The following is a 9,396-nucleotide window of genomic DNA, read 5'->3' as shown; positions in this document are numbered from 1 at the left end:
CGTAGCCATGTCGTTCTGTGAGCCAAGGAGTTGGTAGAATGTTTTGTCTTCCTAAGACCGCTTGGCCTCCGACTTACCGTGGGCATGTGGAATGCCGCAATCGATCTGCATGCGACGAAGGCGCGCGGCATCGTCGTCTCCGGCACCAATGCGGGTGAACCTGCGGCGACACCAGCGCTCACGTGGGGTCTGATTCTCGCGATCACGCGCAATCTGCATCGAGAGTCCGCATCGGTACGCGCGGGCGGCTGGCAAACGAGCGTCGGTGTCGACATCAACGGCAAAACACTCGGCGTGCTCGGCCTCGGCGGTATCGGCAAGCAGATCGCGCGCTTCGGTGCCGCGTTCGAGATGAATGTGATTGCATGGAGCCCGAATCTGACGCCCGAGCGCGCCGCCGAGGCCGGTGCGAAATACGTGGACAAGGCGACGCTATTTCGCGAAGCGGACATCGTATCGATCCACCTGAAGCTCGGCGACCGTTCGCGCGGCCTTGTCGGTGCAGCCGAGCTTGCGTCGATGAAACATACCGCCTACCTCGTCAACACGTCGCGAGGCCCGATCGTTTCGGAGCCGGCGTTGATCGACGCACTGCAGACGCAACGCATTGCAGGCGCTGCGCTTGACGTATTCGATGAAGAGCCGCTGCCGCTTACGCATCCGTATCGCTATTTGCCGAATGTGCTTGCCACGCCGCACATCGGTTACGTGACTGAAAACACCTATCGCCGCGCGTATCCGCAGATCGTCGAATCGCTTCACGCGTGGCTGGCCGGCGCGCCGATTCGCGAACTGCAAACGTAGCAATCAGCAAGTGCGCTCAAGGCCGGACGTAAGAAATGCACGCTGCTAAAACTACGCCCGACCATCGCACGCCGATTGCAAGCGCATTGCGGCCACGCTTGCAATCGGTCGTACGTCCCCCGCTTTTTCATCAGCCGCGCGCAAGAAATCTGCAGTAACCCGCAGGTAACATGAACGTCGCCGATCTCGCCTAACCTCCATGACTGGCTTGTTATGGAGTGAACAGGTATGGCCCCCCCGTCCGCCGTTGCGATCGATTCGTTCAAAGGCTTCGAGCTGACCGCGGATGGTCAGTATCTGATCCTGAACAGCAACCAGCCCGATCGCATCGCGCTTCATTGCTCGGTCATGCACGAGCTGCTGGCGGCGCTTTCGAACGCAATCGGTTCGTCCGAGCGTATCCGTCACAAGAAAAAGAGCGTCAAGTTCGCCATGCCTTGCGAAGCATGGGCGCTCGGCAAGGATGCCGACGGAAAGCCCTATCTGATCTTTACGTTCCGGTTGCCCGGAGGCGCCGAGTTGTCCTTTCAGCTTCACCGCTCGCAAGCAGCGCATATGACCGAGGTGCTTGCGCTCGCAACCGGTCTTGCGAAGAGCCGCGATCTTTCAGGACTGCGGCTGCAATAGCCGGTCGGGCCTCATTACAACAAGCTCCATTCAACGAGCTCAAACACAGCAAGCTGCATGAAGTCACGAATATTACTATCACGCTGCGCGCGGTCTTTCACCTTGGTTGGCTTGAGCATGGCGGCTGTATCGGCGCACGCGGCCGATTCATTCGTGGTCCAGGACATCCGCATCGACGGGCTGCAACGGGTCGAACCGGGCACGGTATTCTCGTATCTGCCGATCAAGAAAGGCGATACGTTTACCGACGACAAAGCATCCGAAGCCATTCGAGCGCTCTACGCGACGGGTTTTTTCAACGACGTCAGAATTTCCACCGAAGGCAGCGTGGTGATCGTCACCGTGGCCGAACGTCCGGCCATCGGCACGATCGATTTCGCGGGCATTCACGAGTTCGAGAAAGACAATCTGCTGAAGGCGCTGAATGCGGTGGGTCTCTCGTTAGGCCGCTATTACGACAAGGCGCTCGTCGACAGGGCCGAACAGGAACTGAAGCGCCAATACCTGACGCGCGGCTATTACGCGGCCGAAGTCACCACCACCATTTCGCCGATCGACCGTAACCGCGTCGGCCTGCTGTTTTCGGTTATCGAAGGACCGAGCGCGAAGATCCGCCAGATCAACTTCATCGGCAACAAGGTGTTCAGCACGAGCACGCTGCGCGATGAAATGGAAATGTCCACGCCGAACTGGTTCTCCTGGTACACCAAAAACGATCTGTATTCGAAGGAAAAACTCACCGGCGACCTCGAACATATCCGCTCGTACTACCTGAATCGCGGTTATCTCGAGTTCAATATCGAATCGACACAGGTGTCGATTACACCGGACCGCAAGGATATGTATCTGACGGTTACGCTGCACGAGGGCGAGCCGTATACCATTTCGAGCATCAAACTCGCGGGCAATCTGCTCGACCGCGAGGCAGAACTGCAGAAGGTTGTGACAGTCAAGCCGGGCCAACGATTCTCCGCGGAGAAACTGCAGGCCACGACGAAGGCAATTGTCGACAAACTCGGCGAATACGGCTACGCGTTCGCTACAGTCAACGCGGTGCCGCAGATCGATCAGGAACATCACAAGGTCGATCTGACGCTGCAGGTGACCCCGGGCAAACGCGTCTACGTGCGCCGCATCAACGTAACCGGCAATACGCGCACGCGCGACGAGGTGGTGCGCCGCGAAATGCGCCAGCTCGAAAGCTCGTGGTTCGATTCGAGCAAGCTCGCCCTCTCGAAGGACCGCATCAACCGGCTCGGCTATTTCACGAATGTCGATGTGACTACCGTGCCTGTGGAAGGCACCGACGATCAGGTCGACGTCAACGTCGATGTGACCGAAAAGCCGACCGGCGCGATCACGCTCGGAGCGGGCTTCTCGTCGACGGACAAGGTCGTGCTGTCGGCTGGCGTGTCGCAGGACAACGTATTCGGCTCAGGCACGAGCCTGTCGGTGAACGTGAACACCGCGAAGACGTTCCGCACGCTGACCGTCACGCAGGTCGACCCGTACTTCACGGTGGATGGCATCAAGCGCATTACCGATGCGTATTACCGCACCGTGCAGCCGCTGATCTTCTCGACGGATTCGAGCTTCCGGATCATCACGGTCGGCGCCGATACGAAATTCGGCATTCCGTTTTCTGAGGCGGACACCGTGTTTTTCGGCGTCGGTCTTGAACAGAACCGGCTCGACATCGACGGACAAACGCCGCAGTCGTATATCGACTACGTGAAAGAATTCGGCCGCGTGGTCAACAACGTGCCGGTCACGGTCGGCTGGTCGCGAGACGACCGCGACAGCGCACTCGTGCCGAGCCGCGGTTACTTCACGCAGGCAAATGCCGAGTACGGCACGCCGGCCGGCAACACGACCTATGTGAAATTCGACGCGCAGGCGCAGTATTACTACTCGTTCGCGCGCGGCTTCGTGCTGGGCCTCAACTTTCAGGGCGGCTACGGCAAGGGGCTGGACGGCCAGACATTCCCGATCTTCAAGAATTACTTTGCCGGCGGTATCGGCTCGGTGCGCGGATATGAACCGAGTTCGCTCGGGCCGCGCGACTCGACCACCGGCGATCCGATCGGCGGTTCGCGCCTTGCGGTCGGCAATATCGAACTGACGTTTCCGCTGCCCGGCACCGGATACGACCGCACGCTGCGCGTGTTCACGTTCTTCGACGGCGGCAACGTGTGGGGCGATCCGGGCCAGGGCGGCACGACGACCGGCGCGAACGGCTTGCGCTACGGCTACGGCGTCGGCCTTGCGTGGATTTCGCCGATCGGGCCGCTCAAGCTAAGCCTTGGCTTCCCGCTCGTCAAACATACGGGCGATCAGTACCAGAAATTCCAGTTTCAGATCGGCACAGCGTTCTGACGCCGATCCGCACGCGCCCGTGCCGCTACCCAGGGCGTCATGCCGACTTCGGCAAGTCGATGCCCGGAAACACCTTGATGACCGCCGAATCGTCCTCGCCGCCGTGCCCGGCCGTCGACGCCATCATGAACAGCTGATGCGCGGCCGCCGATAGCGGCAGCGGAAACTTCGTCGCGCGCGCTGTATCGAGCACAAGGCCAAGATCCTTGACGAAGATGTCAACCGCGGACAGCGGCGCATAGTCGCCATGCAGAATATGCGGCACACGATTTTCGAACATCCACGAATTGCCGGCGCTATGCGTGATGACGTCATAAAGCATGTCCGGGTCGACGCCTTCGCGCAGCCCCAGCGCCATCGCTTCGGCCGCCGCCGCGATATGCACGCCGGCCAGCAGCTGATTGATGATTTTCACTTTCGATCCGACGCCGTGTTCCGCGCCGAGCCGGTAAACCTTCCCCGCAATTGCGCCGAGCACGTCCTCGCACACTTCGTACGCGGCTTGCGGGCCCGATGTCATCATCGTCATTTCGCCCGTTGCAGCGCGTGCGGCGCCGCCCGATACCGGTGCGTCGAGCATCAGGAGCCCGCTTGCCTCGAGGCGCTTCGCGAGGCCCACCGCGAAAGCGGGCGGCACGGTCGCGCTCGAAAGCACGACACTGCCCGGTTTCATCGCGGTCGCGGCGCCGTTGTCGCCGAATAGCACCGTGTCAGTCTGCTGCGCATTGACGACCAGCGTGATCACGACATCGCACTGCGCGCCAAGCGCCGCGGGGCTCTGCGCCGCGATGCCGCCTTCGTTCGCGAAGCGCTGCAGCACGTCGCTGCGCAGATCATAGGCATGCGTGGGAAACCCCGCCCTTAGCAGCGAACGCGCGACGCCGAGCCCCATCGCCCCCAAACCGATCACTCCCACCTGTCTTTTCACGCGTGTCTCCCGATCCGGTATTGACGGTCAAAACGATGCATAGAACGGTACTGTAGACCTGAACGGGCCGCCACATCGCAACTGCTGCGATATTTTTGCCGGGTAACGACCTGATTTCGCCCGCCGCGAAACGAGCGTTAAACTGAACGCCGAGGAAACCGATCGCGGAGGCAAGATGAGCGCAGCCATCGATACCCAGGACGATTTCACCGTTCGCCCGATGCGGCCCGACGAAGTCGAACTGGCCATCCACTGGGCGCAACGAGAAGGATGGAACCCTGGTCTGCATGACGCGACCTGTTTTCAGGCGGCGGACCCGGATGGATTCTTTATCGGCACGCTGCGAGGCGAACCGGTCGGCTCGATCTCCGCAGTGCGATACGGCGGGCACTTCGGCTTTATCGGCCTTTATATCGTGAGGCCGGAATTTCGCGGCAAAGGCTTTGGCTACCGGATCTGGCAACACGCAATGACATATCTCGCGGGCCGCAATATCGGCCTCGATGGTGTTGTCGAGCAGCAAGACAATTACCGTAAATCCGGTTTTCAGCTCGCGCATCGGAACGTGCGGTTTCAGGGCATAGCGCGGCCGAGGCGCGCTCGAATGCCGAGTGTCGCGATCAAGGAACTTCGCGGATTGCCATTCGCGCAATTGATGCCATATGACCTGTCGCACTTTCCTGCGTCGCGCGAGCGGTTTCTGGCGAACTGGATCGTGCAACCGGATTCGATCGCGCTTGCCGCGATGCATGATCGGGATATTCGAGGCTATGGCGTGCTGCGCAAATGCTGCAACGGCCATAAGATCGGACCGCTCTTCGCCGATGACGCAACAACGGCGCAAGCGCTGCTCGATGCATTGATTTCACATCGCGAAGGCGAAACCTTCGTGCTCGATGTCCCGGAACCGAATACCGAGGCGATCGCACTCGCACGAGAGTATGGAATGGCAAGCGTGTTCGAGACCGCGCGCATGTACACGAAGGCCGCGCCGGCGATTGCGCTTGCGCATGTGTTCGGCATCACGACGTTCGAGCTTGGGTGATACCAGTCGGCTATCAGAACTCGACGTTGCTCAACGCCTCGCGCACACGCTCGATCGGCGCGCCCCACCCTTCGTCTTCCGCTTGCCTGAACAGCCGCACGGTATCGGGATACCACGGCGAATCGCTGCGTTCGCGCAGCCATCGCCAGTCCACGTCATGCGCCGGCAGCAGCACCCAGCAGCGCTTGCCAAGCGACGCCGCAAGATGTGCTGTCGACGTATCGACGCAAATCAGCAGATCGAGCTGCGAAACGATCGCGGCGGTATCGGCAAAGTCCGCGACCTCCGATCCGAGATGCAGCAGCGGCTGTTTAGCGGGCGGCGCTTTGGCTTCGTCTTCGCCCTGCCCCTTCTGCAAGCTCACAAAGCGGATACCCGGCACGCTCCACAGCGGCGCCAAAGCCGCCAGCGACGGCACCGACCGGTTCGCATCGTTGTGATGCTTCGGATTGCCCCTCCAGACGAGGCCGACCTTGCCTCCCGCGGGCAACGCTGCGAGGCGCCCGGCCCATTGCCGCACGAGCGCGGGGTCCGCCGTCAGGGCCAGCGCCGGTGGAATCGTACGCAACGTCGTGTGCAGATACGCGGGAACGCTGATCAGGCTCGTCCACATGTCGTACGTATCCGAGCGCAGCAACGCTTCGCCGTGGCTCATCACGTCGTCGACGCAATCGACACGCTCGAACAGGCGCCGCAATGCACTCGCGCAAGCGAACGTGATGTGCGTCACGCCTTGCGCTTCGAGCAGCGGCAGATAGCGTCCGAACTGAATCATGTCGCCGAGCCCGTCTTCCTGCCAGACGAGCAGCCGCTTGCCCGCGAGCGGCTCGCCGCGCCAGCGCGGACAGCGCAGCACCGACGCGCTATGGTGATGGATGTTCCCTTCCTGTTTGTAGCGCGATTCGTAAAGCCGCCACGCTTCTTCGTAGCGGCCGATACTGAGCAGCAACGAACCGAGCGAAAACCGGGCGAGGTGAAAACTCGGGCGGAACGCGATCGCACGACGATACGACGCCTCCGACTCGCTCAATCTGCCAAGCATCTTCAATACGATTCCACGGTTGTGGTGCACTTCGGGAATGTCGATGCGGATCGCGAGCGCGCGTCGATAGGCATCGTCTGCTTCGGCAAGCCGGTTCAGTCGCTGCAGCGTATTGCCGAGGTGAACATGGTTTTCGACGAGATTCGGCTGCAGCTGCAAGGCTTTTCGATAGGCCTCTTCCGCCTCGGCAAAACGCTTTGTGGCATGCAATAACTTGCCGAGGTTGTGATAAGCCTCCGTGCAATCGGCGCGCCGCGCAATCGCATTGCGATAGGCGGCTTCCGCGTCGGGCAGACGGTTCAGATCGAACAGCACCGCGCCGAGGTTGTTGTGCCCTTCCACATAGTCGGGACGCACGGACAGCAACCGCCGGTAAATCGACTCCGCCTCGTCGAGCCGCCCCATTCCTTTAAACAGAATGCCGAGGCTGTTATACGCCTCGACAAAATCGGGCTGCACGTCGATCGCGCGGCGCCAATAGCGTTCGGCGTCCTCCGGCTGCTTGAGGCCAAGCGAACTGATCGCGGCAATATTGAGCGCCTGAACCAGATCCGCATCGCTCATCGGCGCGTTCGCATCGATAAGCGGCTTCACCTTCGCGAGCGCCTCGGCGTAGGGCCCCTCGGGACGAGGCGCGTCTGGCCACGGGTGATGTTGCTGGACGTGCTGTCGCTGCGATTGCGTTTGCTGCTGCTGGCGCGGTTCGCCGGTCGGAAGTGTGGCCATGGTCGTCGATTTGAATGCGCCGCGGCGGCTGGCATGATGCAGGGCCGCGAGGGAAGCCGATATGGCCCCACGCCTGAAGCTTAAGGCACGAAGGCGCGGCGCATTCTCGCGATAAAAGCGCCTTGTTTCGCGCTATTCGCGCGATAAACGCTTTCATTGCGTATGGATACATCATCCACCCTACATTCAGCCAACAACGATTTCATCGCTCGATGTCACCCCTTCCAGTCGCGCAGAAAAGCAAGCAGCGCTTCATTCGTTTCGATCGGCCGCTCTTCGTGTGGAAAGTGGCCCGCTAGCGCGATCGGCGCGCACGTAAGGTCCGAGGCCATTTCGTTCCAGAGTTCGCGCATGTCGACGAATTTCGCCCCGTCGAACTCGGCACCCCATAGCGCAAGTGTCGGCATCGATATTTTCACGTTCGCATCCTGCTTGTCCTGCTCGAAATCCTGCCGCCATGCGCGGTAGTCCTCGAATGCGCCGCGCAAACCGCCGGGCGCCGCATACGCGCGGCGATAGATTTCGATGTCCGTATCGCTGATCGCGCTGATGTCGTAGAGCCACGATGTGAAAATATGGCGCAGCCACACTTCTTCGCGCCCTTGCACGAGTGCTTCGGGCAGATCGCGCACGCCGTTGAAGAAAAAGAACCAGCCCGCTTGCGCAAAATCGGCATTCATGCGCTCGAAAATCATGCGCGTCGGAATATTGTCGAGTGCCGCAAAGCGCGCGACCAGCGACGGATGATCTTTCACGAGTCGCGTCGCGACGCGCGCGCCGCGGTCATGCCCGATCACCGCGGCGCGGGATATGCCGAGCGTCGCGAGCAGTTCCTTGATGTCGTTCGCCATCGTGCGCTTGTCGTAGCCGCTCACCGGCTTATCGGAGGCGCCATAGCCTCTCAGGTCCGGCACGATCAACCGATAGTGGCGGCTCAATACCGGTATCTGCCGCCGCCATGTATGCGACGTTTCGGGAAAGCCGTGCAGCAGCACGACCGGAGGGCCATCGCCCGCAAGCGTGTAGTGCAGCTTGATCCCGTTGACGGTGCGACGATGGCACGAAATAGGCGTATTCATAGGTCCGTTCCCGTTTGCGGTTGCATAAAAACGGCGCCCGGAGCACGCATCGGTCTACCGATCGATCTGCACGCCCGGACCTTGAAAGTCTTGCATGGACCCTGGTGCGGTGTTCAATGCGGCCCGCAACGACGTGCGAAATGACGCAACGGGAAAGGCGGAATGGCGGCGGATAAAGCCTATGGAAGTGGTCTGGCGCGCAGTATGTTCGACGCGCTTGCGAAATTTCCGGCGCCCAGATGATGAAGGGTATGCAACGACTCGTTCGATGAATCGAATATCCAGTGCCCATTGTCGAACACGCGCGGGTCGGACGCCGCCGACACCACTTCACCGAAGCACGTATCGTACGCCTCTTCGGTATGCGGCTCGCGAATCAACCTGCATTCGAGCCACGCTGCGCAGTTCGTCTCCACGAGCGGCAACCCCAGCACCGGGCCTGCTATCGGCTCGATGCCGTATTCGGCAAACTTGTCCCTGCCGCGCCCGCTCGACGAACCGACCGCGTACGTCACATCGGCCGCGGCGACGCCTGGTACGCAGACGCCGAACGTGCCGCTCGCCACGACAAGCTCGCGCGTATACGTGCTTTTGTCGATAACGATCGCGATACGCGGCGGCTTGAATTCGACAGGCATCGACCAGGCGGCGGCCATGATATTGCGCCGCGCGCCGTCGCTGCTGGTGACGAGCACGGTCGGCCCATGATTGATCAGGCGGCTTGCATGCTCGAGTGCAACGGCTCTAAATTGGCTCATCGACTATGACG

The 9,396-nt window shown here is 61.0% G+C and carries 8 protein-coding genes; 4 read left to right on the top strand and 4 right to left on the bottom strand.

Features of this window, described 5'->3' with window-relative positions; all coding sequences use genetic code 11:
- Positions 1-30: 30 nt before the first annotated feature.
- The 3 genes from QYH69_RS13595 to bamA all read left to right on the top strand — a co-directional run bounded on the left by QYH69_RS13595 (position 31) and on the right by bamA (position 3,807).
- Positions 31-804, top strand: coding sequence for a D-2-hydroxyacid dehydrogenase family protein (locus tag QYH69_RS13595; RefSeq protein ID WP_308832374.1), 774 nt, complete (start codon positions 31-33; stop codon positions 802-804).
- Positions 805-1,032: 228 nt separating this feature from the next.
- Entirely contained in the window at positions 1,033-1,431 is a 399-nt protein-coding gene (locus QYH69_RS13590; RefSeq protein ID WP_075160045.1) for a hypothetical protein, read from the top strand.
- A 117-nt stretch (positions 1,432-1,548) separates the two neighbouring features.
- Entirely contained in the window at positions 1,549-3,807 is a 2,259-nt protein-coding gene (bamA, locus tag QYH69_RS13585; RefSeq protein ID WP_308832373.1) for an outer membrane protein assembly factor BamA, read from the top strand.
- Between the two features lie 37 nt (positions 3,808-3,844).
- On the opposite strand, the gene ltnD is transcribed toward bamA, so the two are convergent.
- Entirely contained in the window at positions 3,845-4,735 is an 891-nt protein-coding gene (ltnD, locus tag QYH69_RS13580; protein WP_308832372.1) for an L-threonate dehydrogenase, read from the bottom strand.
- Between the two features lie 175 nt (positions 4,736-4,910).
- Here ltnD and QYH69_RS13575 point away from each other — a divergent pair, with 175 nt between their 5' ends.
- Positions 4,911-5,780: a GNAT family N-acetyltransferase gene (locus tag QYH69_RS13575; protein WP_308832371.1), complete on the top strand. Its 870-nt coding sequence runs from the start codon at positions 4,911-4,913 to the stop codon at positions 5,778-5,780.
- A 13-nt stretch (positions 5,781-5,793) separates the two neighbouring features.
- Here QYH69_RS13575 and QYH69_RS13570 read toward each other — a convergent pair whose 3' ends face one another.
- The 3 genes from QYH69_RS13570 to QYH69_RS13560 all read right to left on the bottom strand — a co-directional run bounded on the left by QYH69_RS13570 (position 5,794) and on the right by QYH69_RS13560 (position 9,385).
- Positions 5,794-7,548, bottom strand: coding sequence for a tetratricopeptide repeat-containing glycosyltransferase family protein (locus tag QYH69_RS13570; protein WP_308832370.1), 1,755 nt, complete (start codon positions 7,546-7,548; stop codon positions 5,794-5,796).
- Positions 7,549-7,763: 215 nt separating this feature from the next.
- Entirely contained in the window at positions 7,764-8,627 is an 864-nt protein-coding gene (locus QYH69_RS13565) for an alpha/beta hydrolase (RefSeq protein ID WP_308832369.1), read from the bottom strand.
- A 179-nt stretch (positions 8,628-8,806) separates the two neighbouring features.
- Entirely contained in the window at positions 8,807-9,385 is a 579-nt protein-coding gene (locus tag QYH69_RS13560; RefSeq protein ID WP_308832368.1) for a flavin reductase family protein, read from the bottom strand.
- Between the last annotated feature and the right edge of the window lie 11 nt (positions 9,386-9,396).

Origin of the sequence: Paraburkholderia sp. SARCC-3016 (assembly GCF_031119615.1) — a bacterium.
GTDB lineage: Bacteria > Pseudomonadota > Gammaproteobacteria > Burkholderiales > Burkholderiaceae > Paraburkholderia.
This window is presented reverse-complemented; position numbering and strand designations above follow the sequence as displayed.